The sequence below is a fragment of the Mesorhizobium sp. C089B genome, assembly GCF_030323125.1.
Classification (GTDB): Bacteria; Pseudomonadota; Alphaproteobacteria; order Rhizobiales; family Rhizobiaceae; genus Mesorhizobium.
In genome coordinates, this window is sequence record NZ_CP100469.1 from 3891137 (window position 1) to 3913689 (window position 22553).

Sequence of the window (22553 nt, forward strand, 5' to 3'; positions counted from 1 at the left end):
GGCTTCTCCGTTTCCGTGAAACGGTGAAGCGCTTTAGCAATTCCAGGAACAGTGCGTAGCGATTTTCCGTTCGGGATTGCATTGAAACATGGAGCGTTTCACCTTTTTCGTGAAATGCTCCATAGCTGCCTAATTCGACGGCCCTTTACTGATGGCTGACATGACCGCTGAACCAGCACCACGTATGGACCCGCAAGGCGCTCGCCAGAGCGCCGCGATGGCGGCTGTGCGCGTCGTCCGCCGGTTGCGCGATGCCGGCGACTGGCAGCGCGAGATGGAAACCATCCTCGAAACGCTCTGCAGCGCCATGAATTGCCAGCGCGGCATCCTGTTCAGGCTGCGCGAATTGCCCGGCCAGGGCTTCGCCCAATCGGTCGCCGCCTACTGGATCGATCCTCGCTTCGGCGGCGAACTGGCTTCGCCGACGGTGATCATGCAGTCGATCGTCGATACCGATCCGCTGCTGGAGCGGATTGGAGAGGACGAGCGGCAAGGCAAAATCTTCGCCGGCCATACGCGCGATCTCGACGGGTTCCTCAGGGCCGATTTCGAAAAGCAGCACATCAAGTCGTTCCTGTCGGTATCGGTGTTCGCGCACGGTCATCTGTGGGGCACGTTCGCGGTCAATGACTGCCTAAACGAGCGCGAATGGACCGAAGAGGAAGAGGCGACGATGCACATCATCGCGCTCGCCATCGGCGACGCCATCGAGCACTCGCCGTCCGACGCCCATGCCAGCGAAGTCATCCGCCGCACCATGCTGCAGGCGTCGCTCGACGCCATCATCGTCATCGACGAGACCGGCTCGATCATCGAATTCAATCCGGCCGCCGAAAAGATGTTCGGCTATCAGCGCAGCGACATCCTCGGCAAGGACCTGCTCGATACCGTGGTGCCGGAATATTACCGCAAGGGCTATGTCTCGGGCGCCGAATACATGTCTGGCCGCGGCGCGCCGATGGTTGGCCAGCGGCTTGAGACCGTGACACAGAATGCGGCCGGCGAGGTGTTTCCCATCGAATTGACGGCGACCGAGATGCGGGTGGCCGACCGTCAGCTCATCTTCGGTTCGATCCGCGATCTGCGCGATAAGCTGCGCGCCGAAGAAGAGATCAATCGCCAGCGCGAAAAACTGCACCAGAACGAGAAGATGGCGGCGATGGGTTCGCTGCTGGCCGGTGTTTCGCACGAGCTCAACAACCCGCTCGCCGTTGTCGTTGCCCAGTCGACGCTGCTGCATGAATTCGCCACCGACCCGCAGACCAAGGTTCGCGCCGAGAAAGTGCGCGCCGCCGCCGAGCGCTGCGGCCGCATCGTCAAAAGCTTCCTGTCGATGGTGCGCCTGCATCCGGCGGCGCAGGCCGAGACCGATCTCAACCAGGTGATCCGCGCCGCACTCGAAGTGACCGCCTATGGCGCACGCTCGAGCGGCATCATCATCGACACCGATTTCGCGCCCGGCCCGCTGCTGGCGATGGCCGATGCCGACCACGTCACGCAGGTGGCCGCCAATTTCCTGATCAACAGCCAACACGCTCTGGCCGGTATCGGCGGCGACCGCCTGATCAAGGTGCGGACATTCCGCAGCGATCGCGGCAACCCCGGGTTTTCGGTCGAGGACAACGGACCGGGCATTCCCGAGGCGATCCGCAGCCGCATCTTCGAATCCTATTTCACCACCAAGCCGGTCGGCGTCGGCACCGGCATCGGCCTGTCGATCTCGAAATCGATCGTCGAGCGCCACAACGGCAATATCTGGTTCGAGGAGGTGCTGCCGCGTGGCGCGCGCTTCGTCGTCCAGCTGCCGGTGATCACCGGCGGCGCGGCAGCAGCCGGCGACAGCCCGGCTCGTTCCAGCGGCTTGCGCCATGCGCTGATCATCGACGACGAACCCGACGTCGCCGGCTCCCTCTCCGACATCCTGGAACTGATGGGTATCAAGTCGCGGGTCGTGCCGGCCTGGACGTCGGCGGCGGCGACCTTGACCGGCCACATGCCACCAGACATCGTCTTTTCCGACTTGCGCATGCCCGGCACCAGCGGCATTGCCATCTACCGCGAATTGCTCGCCGACAACCTGGCGCTGGCCAAACGCTTCGTGTTGGTAACCGGCGACCTGATCGGCGCCAAGGCCGAGATCGAAGCCTTGCCGGCGCCGCAGCGCCCGCAAATCCTGGAAAAGCCGTTCTCGACGCTGGACGTCCGCGGCGTACTCTCGGCAATAGCCGACCAGGTCGCCGCCGCCGGCTAATTTTCCGAAGCACCCACGTAGGGTCTATCGAGATTCGGGTCAGGCGGAGTCGAGAATGGTGGTTCCCGAGAACCGGAGCGGAGCGTACTTGAAGTACGCGAGCACCGGAAGCGCAGGGAACCTCCATGCGCAGGCCGGCCTCACCCGAATATCGATAGGCCCTAAAAAGAGGCTCCCGACCGAGGGAAGCGGCGGGAGCCAAGAACGAGCGCGGGAGGAAGCGCTCGGGAGGTTCAGAAAACGTTGGGTGTCGTGGTCAGCGGCGCTGCGTTGGCGATCATGCGGACGGAACGCGCCTTGTGCACGCCGGACTGGGCGGCGATGACGCGCAGGCACTCCGCGCTCTCGGCGCCCCAGGCCTGACCCTGGCAGGCAAAATCGATTTCCGGCTCCGGCAGCCGGGTGGTCTTGATGGTGGTCGGCGCGCCCTGGACGACATTGGCCGGCGGGTTGAGCGAAGCAAAAGCCGGACCGGAAGCCGGCGTCAGGAACATGACGGCCAGAGCGCAGGCGCCCAGCATGGAGAACATCGCAACCGGATGGTCGCTGGCGCGCTGACGCAGTGCCAGTTTGGCGCGCCGTTCGTTGCTGGTGATCTCGACTTTCGTATGCATTTCTGCTCCCCTTCGTTTTTCTTATGAAACGAACCTAAGCGCGCCTGGTAACGGGCGAATGATGCGCTTGGCTTGCCCGCGTAACAGGTTTGAAACAAGAAATTCGGGCATATCCGGACAGATCCGGTCATGTGCCGACGGCAAGATGCATTTGCGAAGCTGTTTCATGCGCGCAATCAAATGTTGACGACAGGCGGGCCGCGAACGCACCAAGCCCGCTTCCTGTCCGCCGCACTATGAACAAGCTCACACTGCGGTCGAATTTGCGGACGGCAGGTATTTTCGCCTTGGAGCGGGACGTTTTTGCAAGCGGCACGGCGAAATCCGCATGCCGGACAGCTATTTCACGACCCCGTTAACGCCCGGATATTCCGGGATTTTCTGGCTTTCAGGCGGCCCTTTTGTACCGACTTGAAAAGTTGAGATTTCTACAAGCCATTGCATTTCAATGCAAAATATGGTTTTATTGAATGAGTATTCAATAAAAGAAGAGCTTTTTTATGAACCCGCATCTCCGTGACGTGGCGATCCCCAATGATTGGGACCGGCGGGGTCTGCCGGGCTGGAGTTATCACTCCGACGCGCTTCTCGAACTTGAGAAGGAATACGTCTTCCGCAACCATTGGCAGATCGCCGGCCATGTCTGCGACGTGCCGAATGCCGGCGACTATCTGACTATGGACGTGGTCGGCGAGCGGGCGCTCATCGTGCGCGGCAAGGACGGCATCGTGCGCGCCTTCAACAACATGTGCCGGCATCGCGGCAGCCGCGTCGTCGCCGACAGCCAGGGCACCTGCAAGAACGCGCTGGTCTGCCCGTTCCATGGCTGGGTCTACAATCTCGACGGCACGCTGCGCGGCGCCGCCCGGCCGCGCTCCTTCCCCGGGCTCGACAAGACCGAATTCGGCCTGATGCCGCTCGACCTCGAGATATGGATGGGCTTCATCTTTGTCCGCTTTCGCAAGGGCGGCCCGCAGCCTTCGGTGGCCGAACTGTTGAAGCCGATCGAGGCCGAGATGGCACACTACAATGTGGCCGAGATGGTGGCGTCCTGGGGCATCTGGACACAGAAGACGCCGGTCAACTGGAAGTCGGTGCGCGACGTCGACAATGAAGGCTACCACGTTGCCATGGCGCATCCGGCGCTGCAGGATCTCTACGGCTCAACCTATTTCGACGAGCCGTTCATCGACGGCGTGTCGCGCTCGTTTGCCACCTACAGTCCGCATGCCGGCCGGCGCTGGAGCGTGCGCGAATACATCAAGCTCACGCCCGATGCCTCACACCTGCCGGAGCATCTGCGCAGGGCCTGGATCTATTACGGCATCTTCCCCAACAACGCGCTGTCGATCATGCCGGAATCGGTGCAGTTCTATCAGGAGTTCCCGCTGTCGACCGGCGAGACGCTGCTGCGCGGCGCCATCTACCGCTACCCCGACGAAACCAGGGAACAGGCGGCCGCCCGCTATCTCGCCTACCGCATCGACCGCGATACCATGAACGAGGACGTGCAGCTTTCCGTCTGGTCAAACGAGTCCATGATCTCGGAGGCCTTCAAGGGTTTTTATCTCTCCGACCTCGAATACGGTGTGCGCACCCACCACGACCATCTGCGCAAGCAGATCCCGGTGCTGGGCTTGGAGACGGCGCCGGAGGAGAAGGACATGTGGAACCTCAATGAGGCTATGCGCTCGCAGGTGTAGGGGCGGAACTGCCAGTCACCCCTGCCACACGCCCTCTTTGCGCAGATCATCCATGGTCCGCGAAATGCCTTCGCGCAGGATCGCCACCATGTCGTCGATCTGCTCTCGCGTGATGATCAGCGGCGGCGACATCACGCACATGTTGATCAGCGGCCGAACCAGGAGGCCGAGTTCGTGGCAATGCGCGTCGATGCGCTTGCCGACATCCTTGTCGAGCTGAAGCGGATCCTTGCTTTCGCGGTCGGCTACGCACTCGACGCAGCCCATCAGGCCTATGCCGCGGACTTCGCCAACCAGCGGCAGTTCCTCCAGCGTCTTCAACTGCGCCTGGAAATAGGGCGCGACATCGCGCGTGTGGGCCAGCACGCTGTCTTCCAGGATATCGAGGTTCTTCAGCGCCACCGCGCAGCCGATGGGATGACTGGTATAGGTCAGGCCATGGCCGAACATAGCGTCGGGATGGTTGGAACGGCGCATTTCCTGAAGCAGCCGCTCCGAGATGATGACGCCGCCAAGCGGGAAATAGCCTGATGTGACGCCCTTGGCGAAGGTGATCATGTCGGGGTCGATGCCGAAGCCATCGCCAGAGGCAAAGACATGGCCGAGCCGCCCGAAGCCGGTCACCACCTCATCGGAGATATAGAGGATGTCGTTGTCCCTGCAGATTTCGCGAATGCGCTTGAGATAGCCATCCGGCGGCACGACGACGCCGCCTGACGCCTGCACCGGTTCGCCAACGAAAGCACCGATCTTCTCTGCGCCGACGCGAGCGACCGTAACGCGAAACTGATCGACCAGGAAATCGCAGAAGGCGGCGATGTCAATGCCTTTCGGCCGCCGGAACGGGTCTGGCGAGGACAGTTTGATGACCAGATCGTCGGCGCCGTCCATCCAGTCGCGGTCGCGCGGCCGGCCGTTGAGCGAGGCCGACAGATAGGTCGAGCCGTGATAGGCGCCACCGCGGCTGAGGATCAGCTTCTTTTCCGGCCGCCCGCGCACATTGTTGTAGAACTGCATGAAGCGCAGCGCCGTCTCGACAGCCGACGATCCGCCGGTGGTGAAGAAGGTATGGCTGAGACCGCCCGGCGCATGATCGGCGAGGCGCTTGGCGAGCTCGGCCGACGGCGCATTCATCGTATACCAGGGCGTGTTGTAGGACAGCATCATCGCCTGGTCGTACATCACCCTGGCCAGCTCCTCGCGGCGGTGGCCGACATTGATGCACCACATGCCGGCCGGCCCGTCGATCAGTCGCTTGCCTGTTACATCGGTGATGTAGATGCCATCGCCCTCGCCGATCAGCGCACGCGCTTCATTGCCGACCGAGCCGGCATAAGGCCAGGGCTGGATGAGATGGCGCTTGGCCAGCTCGACCGCATCGCCACCGTCAGCCATTTCCATCGCTCTTAGGTCTCTTGCAGCCGCCATCATTGCCTCGCATCGTCTGAGCGTAATTTCACCGGACAGAAAGCGAAGCGCCAAGGGCAGGAAAGCCGGCTTTCTTCACTTCATTTTGAATGTCGGTTCAATCAATATTACAGAAATAGCGCTTGATTTCAATGCACGGATGCGCTCATGATGAAAGAAAGCCGGCAAGCTTGAGCGCAACCAGCAAAGCGCGCTCCGCAAAAATTGGGAACAGGCAGCCGGCCCGGTCGATGGGAGCATCATGGCGGAACAGTTCGAGCCAGCAACCGAGATCACGCCCGGGTCGCTGCAATGACGGTAGCTGCCGAAGGGGTGCCCACGCGGCGCATGACGCGAGCAAGGCGAAACGCCCTTCTGCAGTCCGAGTCCGTCCAGGGCCTTGCCCTGATCAGCCCGACCTTGGTCTACGCTTTGATCCTGCTGCTGGTGCCGATCCTGGTGGTCTTCGCCCACTCCTTCTGGACGCAGAACTACCTCACCATCGACCATACATTCACGCTGGAGAATTATCGCATCGCGCTGACCGAGCCGATCTACCGCGATCTGCTCTGGCGCTCGCTCTACATTTCGCTGACGGTGAGCTTTTTCACCGTCATCCTCGCCTATCCGATCGCCTATTTCATCTCGTTCCATGGCGGTCGCCACAAGAGCCTGTGGCTGTTCCTGATCACCATCCCGTTCTGGACCAGCTATCTCCTGCGCGTGATGTCATGGAAAGTCATCCTCGGCTATAATGGCGTGCTGAATTCCGGCCTGATGGGCCTCGGCATCATCGACGAACCATCGACCGCGCTACTCTACAATTCCAGCGCCGTCATCATCACGCTCACACACGCCTGGGCGGCCTTTGCCATCCTGCCGATCTTCGTTTCGCTCGAGAAGGTCGACCGCACCTTGGTCGAGGCTGCCACCGATCTTGGCGACGGCCCGCTGCGCTCCTTCCTGCGCGTGACGCTGCCGCTGTCGGCGCCGGGCGTCATCTCGGCCGCTCTCATCGTCATGATCCCCACCGTCGGCGACTACGTCACCGCAAGGCTGGTCGGCGGCAAGGATGGCGTGATGATCGCCAATGCCATCGAGTCGCAGTTTCACAAGGCCTCCAACTGGCCACTCGGCGCGGCACTGTCCGTGACCACCATGCTGGTCGTGACGCTGATGGCGGGCGCCACCGTGCTCATCATCCGCGCGCTGCAGAGGCTGGCGCGATGACGGCGAGGCGGCGCCTTTTCCCCGGCGGCTGGCTGTCCGCCTACGCCCTCCTCTACGTCGTCTTTCTCTATCTGCCGGTGATCTTCCTGCCGATCTTCTCGATCAACACCGCGCCGACGCCAAAATTTCCTCTCACCGGCTATACGCTGAAATGGTACCAAGACCTGCCGAAGACGCCGGCGCTGCTTGACGCCGCCTGGAACAGCCTGATCGTCGGTATCTCGGCATCGGTGCTGTCGACGCTGCTCGGCATCCTCGCCGCCCGCTCGATCACCCGCTACCGCTATCCCGGCCGCCGCACAATCAATGGCCTGATCATGGCGCCGCTGGTGCTGCCGGAAATCATCCTCGCCATCTCCATGCTGCTGGTCATGCTGCAGTTAGGCCTGAGCCTGTCGCTGTTCACCGTCGTGCTCGGCCATGTCCTGATCTGCATTCCCTATTCGATGACGGTGCTGACCGCCGGTTTCGAGGGCTTCGACCGCAGCCTCGAAGAAGCCTCCGCCGATCTCGGCGAGAGTGCCTTCGGCACCTTCCGGCGGGTGACGCTGCCGATGGTGGCGCCGGCGATCATTTCCAGCCTCCTGGTCTGCTTCACCATCTCGCTCGACGAGTTCGTCATCGCTTTCTTCCTGACCGGCACCGAGACGACGCTGCCGATCTATATCTGGGGCCAGTTGCGCTTTGCCGCCAAGCTGCCGGGTGTGTTGGCGCTGGGCACGCTGCTGCTGGTTGCCTCTTTCGTTTTGATGACCGTTGCCGAGATCCTGCGCCGTCATGCGGCCAGACGCACCCAGAGCGAGGGAGGCCTCTATGCCTGAGCAGTCCCGGGCCGAACGGCCTCAGGATGAGCCATCCAAGCAAGATAAGTCCGAGCGGGCCCAATCTGATCGACCCCAAACCGACCGAGCAATGATCGAAATCCGCAGCATTACCCGCAGCTATGGGGCGTTCAAGGCGCTCGACGACGCCTCGCTGACCATCAAGGAGGGCGAGTTCTTTTCGCTGCTCGGCCCTTCCGGCTGCGGCAAGACCACGCTGCTGCGCATGATTGCCGGTTTCGACAACCCGACCAGCGGCTCGATCTCGGTCGGCGGCCAGTCGATGGAAGGCATCCCCGCCAACCGCCGGCCGACCAACATGGTATTCCAGAGTTATGCCATCTTCCCGCATCTCAATGTCGAGCAGAATGTCGCCTATGGGCTGAAACGGCTCAGGCTGGGAGGAACGGAAGAAAAGCGCCGCGTCGAGGAAGCGCTGGCGCAGGTGTCGCTCACCGGCCTCGGCAAACGCCTCGCCACCGAGCTTTCCGGCGGCCAGCGCCAGCGCGTGGCGCTCGCCCGCGCCTTGGTGATGCGGCCCAAGGTGCTGCTGCTCGACGAGCCGCTGTCGGCTCTCGACAAGAAATTGCGCGAGCAGATGCAGGTCGAACTGCGCCGCCTGCAGCAGGCGGTCGGCATCACCTTCGTGCTGGTCACCCATGACCAGTATGAGGCGCTCGCTATGTCCGACCGCATCGCCGTAATGTTCGGCGGCAAGATCGCCCAGGTCGCCTCGCCCAAGGAAATCTACCAGCGGCCGGTCAACCGCCAGGTCGCCGATTTCCTCGGCGGCATGAATTTCGTAAAAGCGCAGATCGTCGAGGAGAGCAGCGCCTCGCTGGTCGTCGACACGCTGGGCTTCGGCCGGGTCAGGACCGACAAGCCGAAGGCCTTCGTGCGCAATGGCGGCGGCGCCACGCTGGGCATCAGGCCGGAGCGATTGCGCGTGCTGTGGGACAACGCGACGGCGAAATTCGAAGTGGCCGGCAAGGTGGTCGAACGCCACTATTTTGGCGAGATCACCCACCTGATCGTCGAGATACCCGGATTGGAAAAGCCACTGTCGGTCACCGAGACCAACGACTTCGGCGCCGACGATATCCCCGTCGGCACGTCGGTCCGCCTCGGCTACGATCCCGAGGCCCTGGTGGCGATGGCGGACTGAGCATGATCCCGAAAAGTGGGAACCGATTTTCGGAATAAGATCATGCTCCACTAAGAATTTTAAGTTCCGTCGCGATCTGTTTGGCTGCGATCCGCCCCATCACGATGGCGCCTTCGACATAGCCCGGGAATGACGGCGACAGTTCCGACGATGCTAAATGAACCGGGGCAGCGCCGGCACGGATCGTGCGCTCGGCATCCCGTGCCGTCACATCGACAATTAGGTCGCTGTAGGCGCCGCCGCTCCAGCGGTCATCGATCCAGTCGCGCTGGCTGAAATCGACAATGTCGGCCGCCTCCGGGCCAAGGGCATCAACGAGCCTTGCCGTGACCTCCGCACGCAACGCCGCGTCCGCGAGCGGACGCCAATGCAAGGCCAGCGGTCCGCCGACGAAGACGACCAGCGCAGCATGTTGCGCATCCTTGCTGGCGTCACAGGCGAACAGGCCCGGCAGGTCGCGCCACATCACCATGCCGCACAGGTCGCGCTTGCGCCAGAACGGCGTGGGATAGCGCACCAGGATCTTGATCACCGCACCGCTTTCCCAGACGCCGAGCGCCTTTGCGAGAGCCGGCGGCAGAGCGGGCGCGAAATCCAGCTTCGCGGCCGTCGCCGGCGGCAGCGCGACCAGCACTTTTCGCGCTTCGATGGCGCTGCTTGCCGAGACGGCACGAACCCCTTGCGGCCCGTGCTCGATGCGCGTAACCGGCTCGTTCAGCCAAACCCTGTCGCCGAGATCTCCCGCCATGTCCTCGGCCAGCGACTGCATGGTTTCGAGCAGCGAATATTGCAGCTCAGGCACCTCGTTGGTGATGCGGCGGTCATTGTCGATGAGGTACCACAGCGGCACCTTGTCCATCGCCAGGCACCACAGGCCTTCGATCATCGAGCGGAAAGCTGTCTTGGCGTCAGTGGGATCATGCTGGCGTTCGAGCCAGGCGGCAGCGCTCATGCCGGCGATCGAGGGATCGTCCGGCTCGATCGCATTCATCCGCTCGCGGATTGCCATCGCGCCATGATAGGTCCGTTCGGCCTCTTCGACCGACAGCGATGGATGGGTGATGAAATCGCCATTCACATAGGTTTCGACGAAGGCCTTGCCACGGGACGCGGCAAGCGCCGTGACCTCCGGCATGTCTTCGCAGAAAAACTGTCCGCCGCTGTCGATGCGCTCGCCAAGCCCGTTGCGAATAGCCTCGACCCTGCCGCCGACGCGGTCGCGTGCTTCGAGCAGCACGACATTGGTGCCGGCCTTTCTCAGCTCAAGCGCAGCCGACAGGCCGGTGAAACCGGCGCCGACGATGACGACATCGGTTCTTTCAGTCCTGTCGCTCAATAGCCGGCCTTGATCTTCTCGAATTCCGTGACCATGCGCTGCTTGAGCTCAGGCGGCACCGGCTGCTGGAACAGCGTCTTGTCCAAGAACTTGTCGAGATTGTCGAAGCCACGGTCGCTCAGCACCTGATGGTCGATCGCGGCCATCCCGGCGCTGTTGCCGTGGCCGTAGCCGAAGGTCTTGACCAAGTAATCGGAAACGGCATGCGCGTTGACCGCACTGAGGAAATCATAGGCCTGATCGAGCTTGCCCGGCGCATCCTTCATCAGCACATAGCCGCACACCCAGGTGGATATGCCTTCCCTGGTGTCGCGGTTCATGGCGATCGGCATGGCTTGGCCCTTGAGCGTCACGAAGGTCTCATTCCAGCCCCAGACGAGGTCGACCTCATTGCCGGTAAAGGCCTGGTTGAGGTCGGTGTCGTCGGTCCAGTAAAAGCGGATGTTCTTGTGGACGTCACGCAGGAAGGCGGACGCCTCCTGGAACTGCGCGTCGGTCATCTTGGTCCAGTCCTTGAGGCCGATGACCAGGCTGGCCAGCGCATAGGCGTCATCGACATTGTCGCCGATGGTGACGCGGCCCTTGAATTTGGGATCGGCGAAAATCTTCAGCGACTGCGCTTCCTCCGCCGTGACCTTGTCGGTGCGGTAGAGCAGCGAAGTGTTGCCCCAGTCGAACGGCATGAACCAGGCCTTGCCGTCGGCGGTGACGGCGAGATCCTTCATCGCCATGATGCCGGGATTGAGATCCTTCCAGCCGGCGATCCGGGAGGTGTCGAGCGGTTGCAGAATGCCGGCCGCGCGCCACTTGGTCACGCTTTGCGAGCAGGGGTGGGCGATGTCGGCCTTGAAGCCGGCGCGCATCTTCTGGAACGCTTCCTCCTCGTCGCCGAAGAAAGCAAAGGTCGGCTCGGCGCCGTATTTGGCGGTGTAGTCGGGGTGCAGCAACGGATCTTCATAGCCTGACCAGTCGAACACGACGAGGTCGCCGCCGCCTTCGGCATAAGCAAGCACGGCGCCGGCGCCGACTGTAAGAGCAGCGGCAAGGGCGAGGCGGCGAAGCATGGAATTCATGGCGCGAAACTCCTCATCGCGAAAAGCGGCCGGGCGACGTTACGGAATTTCAGCGGCCTTGGCGAGACCGTCTGCCCGGCGCACTGACAGGCAGACGGAGGAGGCCGGACAGAGCTTTAGTAGCCTGCCTTGATCTTCTCGAATTCGGCGATCATCTTGAGCTTGAGCGACGACGGCACGGGCGATTGGAACAGGGTCTTGTCGACGAATTTCTGCACGTCGTCATAGCCCTTTTCTTTCAGGATCGCCGGGTCGACGCCGGCCATGCCCTTGGCGTTGGCCTGGCCATAACCCCAGTCCTTGACCAGCACCTTGGCGGTCTCGGGATCGTTGATCGCGTTGAGGTAGTCATAGGCCTTGTCGACATTGCCGGGTGCGTCCTTGAACAGCACGTAGCCGCAGACCCAGGTCGAGATGCCTTCGTCCGTATCCTTCTTGGACTTGATCGGCACACCGGCAGCGACGGATTGTACCGTGGCATCGTTCCATGCCCAGGCGAGATCGACCTCGCCGCCGCTCAGCAACTGCACGACGTCGGTGGTATCGGTCCAGTAGGAGCGGACATTTTTGTGCACCTGACGCAGGAAGTCGGAAGCCTGCTTGAACTGGTTGTCCGTCATCTTGGTCCAGTCCTTAAGCCCGATGGCAAGGCTGGCCAGCGCATAGGCGTCGTCGACATTGTCGCCGATTGAGACCCGCCCCTTGAACTTGGGATCGGCGAAGGCCTTCAGCGACTGCACATCCTTCGCGTCGATCTTGTCGGAGTTGTAGGTGAGCTGGGTGTTGCCCCAGTCCCACGGCATGAACCAGGCCTTGCCGTCCGAAGTGGTGGCCAGATCCTTCATCGCCATGATGCCGGGATTGAGATCCTTCCAGCCGGTGATCTTCGAGGTGTCGAGCGGCTGCAGCAGCCCCGCCTCACGCCACTTTGTCACGCTCTGCGAGCAGGGATGGCCAAGATCGGCCTTGAAACCGGAGCGCACTTTCTCGAAGGCTTCGTCCTCGTCGCCGAAGAAGGCGAAGGTCGGCGAGTCGCCGTTCTTCTCGACATATTTGGGGTGGAAGCTCGGGTCCTCATAGCCGGACCAGTCGAACACGATCAGGTCCTTGTCGGCGGCGACCGCAATCGCCGCGGCCGAACCAGCCAGCGTCGCCGTCAGCGCCAATGTCAGTGTCAGGCGTCGGGTTATTCTTTTCATGCTGTTCCATCCTCTTTGTCATTGCATTGCCGACTCGACTGGCCGGCTTCTGGTTATCCGTAGTGCTTGGGAAAGGCGGCTGCGAGGAACGCGTTGGCCGCTTGCAGCGCGGTTTCGCGCGTGGTGTCTTCGGTTCCCATCATCAACCGCAGCCACAGGCCTTCCAACATGGCTGACAGCGCCAGCGCCATCACCTGCGGCTCATAGGCATAGCCGCCGCTCTGCTTGAGCGTCGCGCAGAGGTCGATGAAGACCTGCTGGTAATATGCGTCGCGGGAACTGCTCAGCGCCTGATAGACCGGCCGCGACTTGGCCTCGCCCCAGAAAGCGAGCCAAGCGGCGAGCTTGCGCTTGTTGCAGATCGAGCGGTCGAAGTCGGCCCAAACCAGAATCTGCAATTGGCGGGCTGGGTCATCACCGGCTTTCCGCAGGGCAGCACGCCAATGTGCCGAATACTCGTCATACATATACTGCAGGGTGGCGATCAGCAGCTTCTCTTTGCTCTCGAAATGAAAGTTGACGATGCCGCGCGACAGGCCGGCGCCGTCAGCGACATCGGCCATCGTCGTTTCCGAATAACCGCGCTTGGCCAGCGAATCGATGGTCGCTTCGATCAGCTGCTGTTGCCTGACCTCCTTCGACGCCTTGCGGCCGCGTTTTTCCGGTTCGGTTTTTCCAGACGTGTCGGAGGATCGCTCTTCGCGCGCAGCTTTCATCGGTGCCGTCATGCTCCACATTGCCGGCTATCCCACCACAGCCGGCTTCCACCCGCGAAGATGAGTGGGACGGTGCTCGCCACTGTCAAGCACCTTCTGCATGGCCTCCCAGGTCTTGATGTTCTTGTCGACATAGGCCGCTCCGACCGCGACTGCCGCCGTCTCGTAGAGCGGGCCTTTCAGCCTTTCCAGCTCGCCGCGTGCGACCTCGCGATACCAAGAATTGCGGTCCTTCACAGTGACATCGGCAAAGCCGGCGCTGCGCATCGCTTGCGCATAGCGTGCCGGCGAGGCCATGGCGAAGGACAGGCCTTCGGCCGCGACATAGGCCTTCATCTCAGATGACGGCTCGCCGTCATGGCCGATCAGCCAGTCGGAGGCGGCAAGGACGCCGCCCGGCTTCAGCACGCGAAAGATTTCGGCAAACAGCGCGTCCTTGTCGGGCACGTGCACCAGCGCATCCTTGGAGAAGACGACATCGAACGAAGCGTCGGCAAAAGGCAGCGGCCCCGGCGGCGCCTGGACGAAGCTGGCGCGGTCTGAAAGCCCTCGTGCAGCGGCATGCTTTCTGGCCGCCTCGATCACCGGCCGCTCGATGTCAAAGCCGGTGGCATGAGCGGCACCGTGGCGCTCGACCAGATGCAGCGCGATCCCGCCGGAGCCGCAGCCGATGTCGAGGATCGTCTTGCCGTTGAGCGACAGCCCTTCCACCACCCGGTCGACCTCGTCTGGTCCGCCCGGCGACAGATAACCCTCGCCCCACAGCGCCTCGAGGAAGCGGATCGCGGCGTCGTCATATTCCGGCTCGCCATCTGCCGTTTCGATCATCAGACCTTAAGTCCCATCAGCCGAATTGCGCAGGTTCGAATGCCGGCAAAGCGTAGCGTATTAACAGGAAAACGCAATATCATTTGCTGAACATTCATTCAGAACGGCTGGACAGAATAGCCGCTGCCGTGCCAAATTCCGCGCATTCGGCGACAAATCACGCGAAAAATGAAGGGTCGAGCACCATGAAGGCTGGGCGCGAATGAAAGCTTGGGATGCGATCGTCATCGGCGGCGGGCACAACGGCCTGGTCAACGCCTGCTATTTGCAACGCGCCGGGCTCGACGTGCTGGTGGTGGAAAAGAACGACTGGGTCGGCGGCGCCGCTACCAGCCGCGAGCTGACGCCGGGCTTCCTCTACTCCAACTGCTCCTATGTCTGCTCGCTGTTTCGCCCTGAAATCATGCGCGACCTCGAACTGCCGCGCTTCGGCTTGCAGGTGATTTCCTATGAGGGCGGCGCCGTGTTCACGCGCGATGGCGACTACCTCGCCAACTACCGCGATCACGATGCGCACCGGCGCGAGTTTGCCCGCTTCTCCAGGCGCGACGCGGAGGCCTATGACCGCTATTCGCGCGACGTGACGCGGCAGTGCCGTTTCATCCAGCCGCTGCTGATGCGCACCGCACCGGACCCGGCCAGTCTCAAGCCGCGCGACCTCGGAGAGCTTCTCTATCTCGGCAAGAAATTCGTCGGCCTGTCATCAGAAGAAATGGCGCTGACGCTGCGCTTCTGGACCATGTCGATCTCGGAATTCCTCGACGAATATTTCGAGACCGATGTCATCAAGGCGAACTTCGCTTTGTCCGGCATTATCGGTACAGCGCTCGGGCCGATGTCGCCCGGCACAGCCTACGTGCTGCTGCACCATTATATGGGTGAGGTCGACGGCTCGGTCGGCGGCTGGGGCTATGCGCGCGGCGGCATGGGCGCCGTCACCAAGGCGCTCGCCGCTTCCTTCAAGGGGTCCGGCGGCACCATCCGTACCGGCGCCGAGGTCGACCATGTGCTGGTAAGCCGAGGCAAGGCCAAGGGCGTGGTGCTGGCCGGCGGCGAGGAGGTCTACGGCAAGCTCGTCGTCTCCAACGCCGACGTCAAACGCACATTCCTGAAACTGGTCGAGGAGAAGGAACTGCCCGACATTTTCCTGCGTCGGGTCAGGAATTTCAAGATCCGCGGCTCCTCCGGCAAGGTCAACATCGCGCTGGATTCGCTGCCAGATTTCCCGGCACTGCCGAAGGATTCGCCCGTTTATCGCGGCGACATGCATTTCACCGATTCCATGGAGCGCATGGAGCGCGCCTATGACGACTGGAAGGCCGGTCGCTGGTCGGCCGACCCATTCCTCGACATGGTCATCCCAACGACGCTCGACCCGACCATGGCGCCGCCGGGCAAGCATTTCATGAGCTGCTTCGTGCAGTACGCGCCGTCCAAGGTGAACGGCCGCGACTGGACCGATACCGACCGCGACGGCTTCGCTGAAAGCGTGGTTGCGCAGATCGCGGAATACTCGCCAGGCTTCCGCGACCGCATCGTCCATATGGAGGTGCGCACGCCACGCGAGATCGAGGCCGAGGTTGGGCTGACCGAAGGCAATATTTTCCAGGGCGAGCTGACCTTCGACCAGCTGCTGTTCAACCGGCCGGTGCCGGGCTACGCACAATACCGCTCGCCGGTCGGCGGGCTCTATATGTGCGGCTCCTCGACACATCCCGGCGGCGGCGTCATGGGCGCACCCGGCCGCAATGCGGCAGCCGAGATCCTGCGCGACCTCGCCAAATCGACCTCCCATATGAGCCCGGCCCATGACGTCATTTGATGCCATTATCATTGGCGGTGGCCACAACGGCCTTGTCGCTGCCGCCACGCTGGCCAAGGCCGGCCGCAAGGTGCTGGTGCTGGAAGCCGCTGGCGATGTCGGCGGCGCGGCGCGCACCGAAGAGTTTGCGCCGGGTTTTCGGGTCTCCTCGATCGCGCATGTGCTGAACCGCCTGCACCCCGACGTGGTGAAGACATTGGAGCTGGAGAAACACGGGGTGCAGGTCACCCGTACAGACTTCATGCCGTCGGTCGCCTTGGCGAAGGACGGCCCGCCGCTTGTCCTGCATGGCGCCTATGGCGAAGTGCTGACCGGCTCCACTCCGTCCGAGCAGTCCGCCTGGAAGGAATTGCGCGCCCAACTCATGCGCTATGCCGGCATCCTGAAACCGTTCCTGTCGCGGCGCCCGCCCGATCTCGGTGGCATGTCGCTGCTTGAAACCGCAGCGCTCGGCCAGACGGTCGTGGCGCTGAAAAAGCTCGGCAAGGAAGACATGCGCGACTTCCTGCGCGTTCTCCTGATGAACGTCGCCGACCTGCTCGACGAGCAGCTTGCCGATATCAGGCTGAAGGGCCTGCTTGCCTTCGACGCCACGCTTGGTAGCCATCTCGGCCCGCGTTCGCCGACCTCCCTGCTCGGCCTCTACTATCGGCTGGCCGGCGAGACCGGCGGTGCGGCAGGGGCACAGATGCTGCCGAAAGGTGGCATGGGTGCGGTCGTCGCCGCGATCCGCGCGGCGGCGGAGCAAGCCGGCGTCACCATCCGCACGGCAGCGCCCGTGGCCAGGATAGTCGTCGAGAAAGGCCGCGCCGTCGGCGTGACCCTCGACAGCGGCGAGGTGCTGCAAGCCAGAACCATCATCTCCGCCATCAACCCGGCGACCACCATGCTCGGCCTGGTCGGGTCACGCGAGATCGGCACCGGCTTCGTGCGCAAGGTGAAGAACATTCGCATGAAGGGCGATGCGGCCAAGCTCCATCTGGCGCTCGACCGGCCGCCGCACTTCGCCGGCGTCGACGCCGCCAGCCACAAGGGCCGTCTGGTCATCGCGCCCTCGGCCGACCATGTCGAGCGCGCCTTCAACCCGTCAAAATATGGCGAGTTCTCAGCCGAACCGGTGATGGAGATCACACTGCCGTCGCTCTCCGACCCGTCGCTCGCGCCAAGCGGCGCCTACGTGCTGTCGGCGATCGCGCAATACGCGCCTTATGCGCTGAAAGAGGGTTGGGATGCCGGCAAGCCGAAATTCCTCAAGGCTGTTATGGCGCAGCTCGAAGCGTACGCCCCCGGTATCGGCAAGTCCGTGCTGCATGCCGAGCTTTTGACGCCAGCCGATATCGAAGCCAATTGCCGCATGCCGGGCGGCCATTGGCACCACGGCGAATTGCAGGCCGACCAGATGTTGATGTCGCGGCCCGTCTCCGGCTGGTCGGGCTACGACACGCCGATCGAGGGGCTGTTCCTGGCCGGCGCCGGTTCGCATCCGGGCGGCGGCGTTTCGGGTGCTCCCGGTTTGAATGCGGCGCGGCGCATCATCGCGATGAAGGGATGATCTGATGTTTCAGCCAGTCAACGCCGCACTTTACGGCGAAGGAATGCCGTCATGACGAGTCCGATCAACAACGCCGCCCGCACCACAGCGCAGTCGCATTTCCGCACACTGCGTCTCGGCACGCCGTTCCAGCCGCGCATCGATGCGCTGGCCAAAACTCAGGACTGGTACAATTGGGCCGGCTATCGCGCGCCGCGTTCGTTGTGGGACGAGGAACTCGAATATTTCGCCATCCGCAGCCAGGCGGCTTTGTTCGACATCTCGCCGATGACCAAATACCGCATCGAGGGGCCGGATGCCGAAGCCTTCCTCGATCGCGTCACGCTGCGCGATGTCACCAAGCTGAAACCGGGCCGCGTCCACTACACCGCATGGTGCGACGACGAAGGTTTTGTCCTCGATGACGGCACGCTGTTCCGGCTGTCGCCGACCCGCTTCCGCCTGTGTTCGCAGGAGCGGCACCTGCCCTGGCTGCTGGACAGCGCGACCGGCTTCGAGGTGACAGTCGAGGAAGAGACTGGAAGCGTCGCTGGTCTCGCTCTGCAAGGCCCAACCTCCTTCGCCGTGCTGCACGAGGCGGGTTTCGCCGGCGTTGAAAAACTCAAAGTGTTCGATCTCGCCGAATTCCCGCACGATGGCGGCACTATCATCATCTCGCGCACCGGCTTCACCGGCGATCTCGGCTACGAACTGTTCGTGCCGGCCGAAAAAGCGCTCAGCCTCTGGGACCGCCTGATGATGGCAGGCGAACTGCGCGGCATCCGCGCCATCGGCTACGCCGCCCTCAACCGCGCCCGGCTGGAAGCCGGCCTGATCGTCGCCAATGCCGACTTCACCACCGCAGACCATGCCATTCGCGCCGACCGTCTGCGCATGCCGGACGAGATCGGTCTCGGCTTTATGGTCGCCCTGGGAAAAGGCCATTTCAATGGCCGCCGCGCCATCCTCGAAGCCCGTGCCAAACGCAAGCTGCTTTACGTGCTGGTCGGGCTGGAGATCGAAGGCAACATCCCGGCCGAACACGCCATCGTCTATCACAAGAAGCATCAGGAGGTCGGGCTGGTCAGCGCCGCCATGTGGTCGCCGATGGCCAAGCGCAATATCGCCATCGCCTCGCTGACGCGTCCCTATGGTGATAGGATGGTCGAAGACCTCTGGGTCGAGATCTACGCAATGCGCGAGTTGCAGTACCAGAAGCTGATGAAGCGGGCCAAGGTGGTGGCCCGTCCCTTCATCAAGCTCGACCGCCGCACCGCCAATCCGCCGGCGGATTTCTGATCATGGCCAACGAACCGGATGATGAGGCGGAAGCCGCCGAACAGTGGCAGCTGGTCAACACGCCGCTCGGCGAAAAATGGTCGGGTCGCGCCCGCTATGCCGCCGCCATGTACTTCTACAAGCGCGGCGAAATGAGCGCCGAGACGCTCGAAGTCTACCGCATCTGCGCGCGGCTGGACTGGGAGAACCCGCTGCCGATGATCAGGGATCGCGGCGGCCAGGATTGGCTGAAGCGCATGGGCGCTTAAGCCTCAGCCTATGGTTCTTTCGAGAACGTTCAGCCAGTTGCGATAGGCGATCTTCTCGATCAATGCGCGTCCGAAGCCGCGCGCGGCCAGCGCATCTATCAGCTTCGGCAGACCGGCAACGTCGCCGATGACCGCCGGAATCATCGCCCCGTCGAAATCGGAGCCGAGACCGACGCCGTCCTCGCCCAGCGCCTGCAGCAGCGAGTCGACATGGCGCACCATGATGTCGAGGCTGGTGTCCGAGTTCATCCGTCCGTCTTCGCGCAGGAAGCCGGTGGCGAAGTTGAGCCCGACCATGCCGCCGGTCTCGCGGATAGCGCCGAGCTGCCAGTCCGTCAGGTTGCGCGAATGGGTGCACAGCGCATGCACGTTCGAATGGGTGGCGACCAGCGGCGCATCGCTGAGTGCGGCGACATCGCGAAAGCCCTTTTCGTTGAGATGCGACAGGTCGACCATGATCTTGAGCTGATTGCAGGCCTTGATCAGCGCCTTGCCGGCATCGGTCAGCCCCGGTCCGGTATCGGGCGACGACGGAAAGCGGAACGGGACGCCGTGGCCGAAGGCGTTGGGGCGGCTCCAGACAATGCCGAGCGAGCGCAGGCCGGCTTCGTAGAGCACGTCGAGCAAGGTAAGTTCGGGATCGATCGCCTCGACGCCTTCAATATGAAACACCGCCGCGATCGAACCTTTCGCCATCGCCTCGCGAATGTCACCGGCACTGCGGCAGACGGTCAGCGCCCCCGCTCGCTCCAGCCGAAACAGGATCGAGGCCATGCCGATGGTGGAATTGAGCGCATCAGCGCGCGGCAGTTCCGGCGGCAACGGCTCATTGTCGCTCGGCGCCGGCGGCACCGCAGAGCGTTTGCTCTTCTCGACCGGCGGTGGAAAGATCGCGAACATGCCGCCGGCAAAGCCGCCCTTCTTGGCGCGCGGCAGATCTATATGACCGCCCTGCGTCCCCTCGATGAACAGCTTTTCGACGTCGGTGTCTTTCGACTGGTACAGTCGCAGCAGCGTGTCGTTGTGGCCGTCGAAGACGGGGACGAGATCGGATTCGGTCATCAGGAAGCCATTCGGTCAGTTGGCAGGAGCGGACGAACCGCAGCGAACTGTGTACTTAGGCAAGAAGGCCGAACTGCGCAAATGCCAGAGAGGCGTTCGCTCTTGTGGCTGAGCGACTCCAACCACCTGCCGGTCCCCGCTGCTTCGCAGCGTCCCGGCGTTCGCCGGCCTTTCATCATGCCACCGGCACGATGAATTCGCCTGCGGCGAACCGGCTGCTCACCCCACAAGGGGAGAAGGGAAAAAGGTCTATTGCTTCAGCACATCCGCCCATTCCGGATGGCGGCGGAACTGGGCGTTGGCGAAGGGGCAGAGCGGGATGATCTTCTTGCCCACTGCCCGCGCGTCCTCGACGGCGCGTGTGACAAGCCGAAGGCCGGCGCCCTGGCCGCGAAACACGTCCGGCACTTCGGTGTGATCGATGATGATCTGGTGCTCGCCGACCTTGGTGAAGGTCATTTCCGCCTCGGCGCCACCGGGCCCGCGCAGGACATAACGTCCCTTCGAGCCGCGGTCCTCGAGTTCGATCTCAGGCAATTCGTCAGGCATCGCTTGCTCCTTCAACCGGCGCATCGGCAAAAAGCCGCCTCGCCGCTTCGATCTCGTTTGGTCGAATTTCGTGGCCGCCATCGTGCCACTCCACTGTGACATCGGCGCCATCGGCGCGCAAATAGCCCTCCAGCCGGGATGTCAGGTTGGGCGGGCAAATCGGGTCGCGCTTGCCGGCGGTGACCAGGATGCGGCGTCCGGCAAGGCTGCCCTGCACCTGCGGTTCGAACGGGATCAGCGGGTGCATCAGCACCGCCGCATCGAACAGCTCGGGCGCGGCGAACACTACGGACGCCAGGATGTTGGCGCCGTTGGAATAGCCGAGACCCAAGACCGAAGATGGCCTTGCCGCTGCCACCTGCGCCTTGATGAAACCGGCCATCTTGCCGGTCGCCCGCGCGAGGTCGTCCATGTCGTAGACGCCCTCGCCGGTGCGGCGGAAGAAACGCGCCGCACCATGCTCGGAAACATCGCCGCGCGGCGATACGATCGTCGCCTGTGGCGCGAGGTCGCGCCCGAGCGACAGCAGCTGGCTCTCGTCCGCGCCGGTGCCGTGAAAGACGAAGAGCAGCGGGCCGCCGGGCGAACCCGGCAGCGCCTTATGGATGTAAGCTTCCTTGCTCATCGTCTCAGCCTTCCAGCTTCTGCAGATGCTCTTCAAGATAGGGCCGCAGATGCTGGTGCTGCGTCGGCAGTTTCAGGGCTTCGCCGAGATGGGCGGTGTCCTCGTCGCGGTCGAAGCCCGGCTCATTGGTGGCGACTTCGAACAGCACGCCGCCCGGCGTGCGGAAATAGATCGCCCAGAAATAGTCGCGGTCGATCACCGGCGTTACGCCATAACCCGTATCGATCAGCGCCTTGCGCACTTGGAGTTGCTGGGCGCGGTTCTCCACCGCGAAGGCGACATGGTGGACCGAGCCGGCGCCGAGATTGGCAAAGCCCGCCGTAGGCAGCGATTCGATATCGACGACATCAGCGCCGTTGCCGTTCTTGATGGCGAGCCGGCTGACATTGCCGGACTTGTCCACTTGCTCATAGCCCATGAACTTCAACAGCTCTTCCGTGGCGCCGCCATCCTTCAATCTGAGCGAGACCGAGTGGAAGCCGCGTATCGCCTCATCAGCGGGAATGCCGCCTTTCAACCATGGCGCGCGGCTGTCCGCTTTGTCTTCGACCAGCGCGAAACCGTCGCCGTCGGGACCGGCGAAGGCCAGCCGCTTCTCGCCGAACGTCTCTTCGCGGGAGACACCCGCAACGCCTTCATCGGCGAAGCGCTTTTCCCAATAGCCGAGCGTGCCGGCCGGCACCGAATAGGCCGTGGTACCGACCTCGCCGACGCCGTGGCGGCCCCTGGCAATGTCGGGGAACGGAAAATAGGTCATCACCGAGCCGGGCGTACCGTGCTCGTCGCCATAATAGAGGTGATAGACATCTGGCGCGTCGAAGTTGACGGTCTTCTTGACCCGGCGCAGGCCGAGCTTGTGCGTGAAGAAATCATTGTTCTGGCGCGCATCGCCGGCCATCGACGTCACGTGATGCAGGCCCTTGATCTGGTCGAGCATTGTCTTGCTCCTTCCCTTCGGTTTGCGGCCCTTGCCGCTGTCCACGCCTATATGAGGGGCCGCCCGGCAATGGCAAAGGCGGCAAACTCAGAATGGACTGTATCCTAATAGTGAACAGCAGGAAATTTTCGTTCACC

The 22553-nt window shown here is 62.9% G+C and carries 20 protein-coding genes; 9 read left to right on the forward strand and 11 right to left on the reverse strand.

The genetic code is table 11. The features are described from left to right. Positions 1–160: 160 nt before the first annotated feature. Positions 161–2251, forward strand: a complete 2091-nt coding sequence (locus tag NLY44_RS19240; protein ID WP_023670065.1) for a hybrid sensor histidine kinase/response regulator — start codon at positions 161–163, stop codon at positions 2249–2251. A 233-nt stretch (positions 2252–2484) separates the two neighbouring features. On the opposite strand, the gene NLY44_RS19245 is transcribed toward NLY44_RS19240, so the two are convergent. Next, positions 2485–2865 carry a hypothetical protein gene (locus tag NLY44_RS19245; protein ID WP_023690129.1) on the reverse strand — a complete coding sequence of 127 codons (381 nt, stop codon included), beginning with the start codon at positions 2863–2865 and terminating at the stop codon, positions 2485–2487. Positions 2866–3365: 500 nt separating this feature from the next. Here NLY44_RS19245 and NLY44_RS19250 point away from each other — a divergent pair, with 500 nt between their 5' ends. Beyond that, entirely contained in the window at positions 3366–4568 is a 1203-nt protein-coding gene (locus NLY44_RS19250; protein WP_023806553.1) for an aromatic ring-hydroxylating oxygenase subunit alpha, read from the forward strand. Between the two features lie 15 nt (positions 4569–4583). Here the strand turns inward: NLY44_RS19250 and NLY44_RS19255 are convergent, their stop codons facing one another. Beyond that, positions 4584–5996: an aminotransferase gene (locus NLY44_RS19255; RefSeq protein WP_023806552.1), complete on the reverse strand. Its 1413-nt coding sequence runs from the start codon at positions 5994–5996 to the stop codon at positions 4584–4586. Positions 5997–6287: 291 nt separating this feature from the next. Here NLY44_RS19255 and NLY44_RS19260 point away from each other — a divergent pair, with 291 nt between their 5' ends. From NLY44_RS19260 to NLY44_RS19270, 3 genes are all read left to right on the forward strand, one after another. Next, the gene (locus tag NLY44_RS19260; protein WP_023806551.1) at positions 6288–7205 is read left to right on the forward strand and encodes an ABC transporter permease; all 918 of its coding nucleotides are present in this window, start codon (positions 6288–6290) and stop codon (positions 7203–7205) included. Continuing rightward, positions 7202–8026, forward strand: a complete 825-nt coding sequence (locus NLY44_RS19265) for an ABC transporter permease (protein WP_023690125.1) — start codon at positions 7202–7204, stop codon at positions 8024–8026. Before NLY44_RS19260 ends, NLY44_RS19265 begins: the two co-directional genes overlap by 4 nt. 91 nt (positions 8027–8117) lie before the next feature. Beyond that, a complete protein-coding gene (locus tag NLY44_RS19270) occupies positions 8118–9191 on the forward strand; it encodes an ABC transporter ATP-binding protein (RefSeq protein ID WP_023806550.1) in 1074 nt (357 codons plus the stop codon). A 40-nt stretch (positions 9192–9231) separates the two neighbouring features. Here the strand turns inward: NLY44_RS19270 and NLY44_RS19275 are convergent, their stop codons facing one another. The 5 genes from NLY44_RS19275 to NLY44_RS19295 all read right to left on the reverse strand — a co-directional run bounded on the left by NLY44_RS19275 (position 9232) and on the right by NLY44_RS19295 (position 14343). Beyond that, positions 9232–10527, reverse strand: coding sequence for a flavin monoamine oxidase family protein (locus tag NLY44_RS19275; protein WP_023806549.1), 1296 nt, complete (start codon positions 10525–10527; stop codon positions 9232–9234). Continuing rightward, a complete protein-coding gene (locus NLY44_RS19280; RefSeq protein ID WP_023806548.1) occupies positions 10524–11600 on the reverse strand; it encodes an extracellular solute-binding protein in 1077 nt (358 codons plus the stop codon). The genes NLY44_RS19275 and NLY44_RS19280 overlap by 4 nt, the downstream gene beginning before the upstream one ends. A 116-nt stretch (positions 11601–11716) precedes the next feature. After that, complete coding sequence (locus tag NLY44_RS19285; protein ID WP_023748364.1) at positions 11717–12799, reverse strand: ABC transporter substrate-binding protein; 1083 nt, start codon at positions 12797–12799, stop codon at positions 11717–11719. A 53-nt stretch (positions 12800–12852) separates the two neighbouring features. After that, the gene (gene betI / locus NLY44_RS19290) at positions 12853–13515 is read right to left on the reverse strand and encodes a transcriptional regulator BetI (RefSeq protein WP_023806547.1); all 663 of its coding nucleotides are present in this window, start codon (positions 13513–13515) and stop codon (positions 12853–12855) included. Positions 13516–13542: 27 nt separating this feature from the next. Beyond that, entirely contained in the window at positions 13543–14343 is an 801-nt protein-coding gene (locus tag NLY44_RS19295) for a class I SAM-dependent methyltransferase (RefSeq protein WP_023806546.1), read from the reverse strand. A 202-nt stretch (positions 14344–14545) separates the two neighbouring features. Here NLY44_RS19295 and NLY44_RS19300 point away from each other — a divergent pair, with 202 nt between their 5' ends. Genes NLY44_RS19300 through NLY44_RS19315 form a run of 4 tightly spaced genes read left to right on the forward strand, consistent with a single transcriptional unit; the run spans position 14546 to position 19243 of the window. Further along, entirely contained in the window at positions 14546–16165 is a 1620-nt protein-coding gene (locus tag NLY44_RS19300) for a phytoene desaturase family protein (protein WP_023806545.1), read from the forward strand. Further along, entirely contained in the window at positions 16152–17717 is a 1566-nt protein-coding gene (locus tag NLY44_RS19305) for a phytoene desaturase family protein (RefSeq protein WP_023806544.1), read from the forward strand. Before NLY44_RS19300 ends, NLY44_RS19305 begins: the two co-directional genes overlap by 14 nt. Before the next feature lie 51 nt (positions 17718–17768). Beyond that, positions 17769–18995 (forward strand): aminomethyl transferase family protein, encoded by a 1227-nt coding sequence (locus NLY44_RS19310; RefSeq protein WP_023806543.1) that lies wholly within the window; start codon positions 17769–17771, stop codon positions 18993–18995. A gap of 2 nt (positions 18996–18997) precedes the next feature. Then, complete coding sequence (locus NLY44_RS19315; protein ID WP_023670081.1) at positions 18998–19243, forward strand: hypothetical protein; 246 nt, start codon at positions 18998–19000, stop codon at positions 19241–19243. 3 nt (positions 19244–19246) lie between these two features. On the opposite strand, the gene NLY44_RS19320 is transcribed toward NLY44_RS19315, so the two are convergent. From NLY44_RS19320 to NLY44_RS19335, 4 genes are all read right to left on the reverse strand, one after another. Continuing rightward, entirely contained in the window at positions 19247–20305 is a 1059-nt protein-coding gene (locus NLY44_RS19320) for a dipeptidase (protein WP_023737411.1), read from the reverse strand. A 249-nt stretch (positions 20306–20554) separates the two neighbouring features. Further along, entirely contained in the window at positions 20555–20854 is a 300-nt protein-coding gene (locus tag NLY44_RS19325) for a GNAT family N-acetyltransferase (protein ID WP_023683956.1), read from the reverse strand. Then, positions 20847–21479 (reverse strand): alpha/beta hydrolase, encoded by a 633-nt coding sequence (locus NLY44_RS19330; protein WP_023806542.1) that lies wholly within the window; start codon positions 21477–21479, stop codon positions 20847–20849. Before NLY44_RS19330 ends, NLY44_RS19325 begins: the two co-directional genes overlap by 8 nt. 4 nt (positions 21480–21483) lie before the next feature. After that, positions 21484–22416: a VOC family protein gene (locus NLY44_RS19335; RefSeq protein WP_023806541.1), complete on the reverse strand. Its 933-nt coding sequence runs from the start codon at positions 22414–22416 to the stop codon at positions 21484–21486. Positions 22417–22553 lie beyond the last annotated feature (137 nt).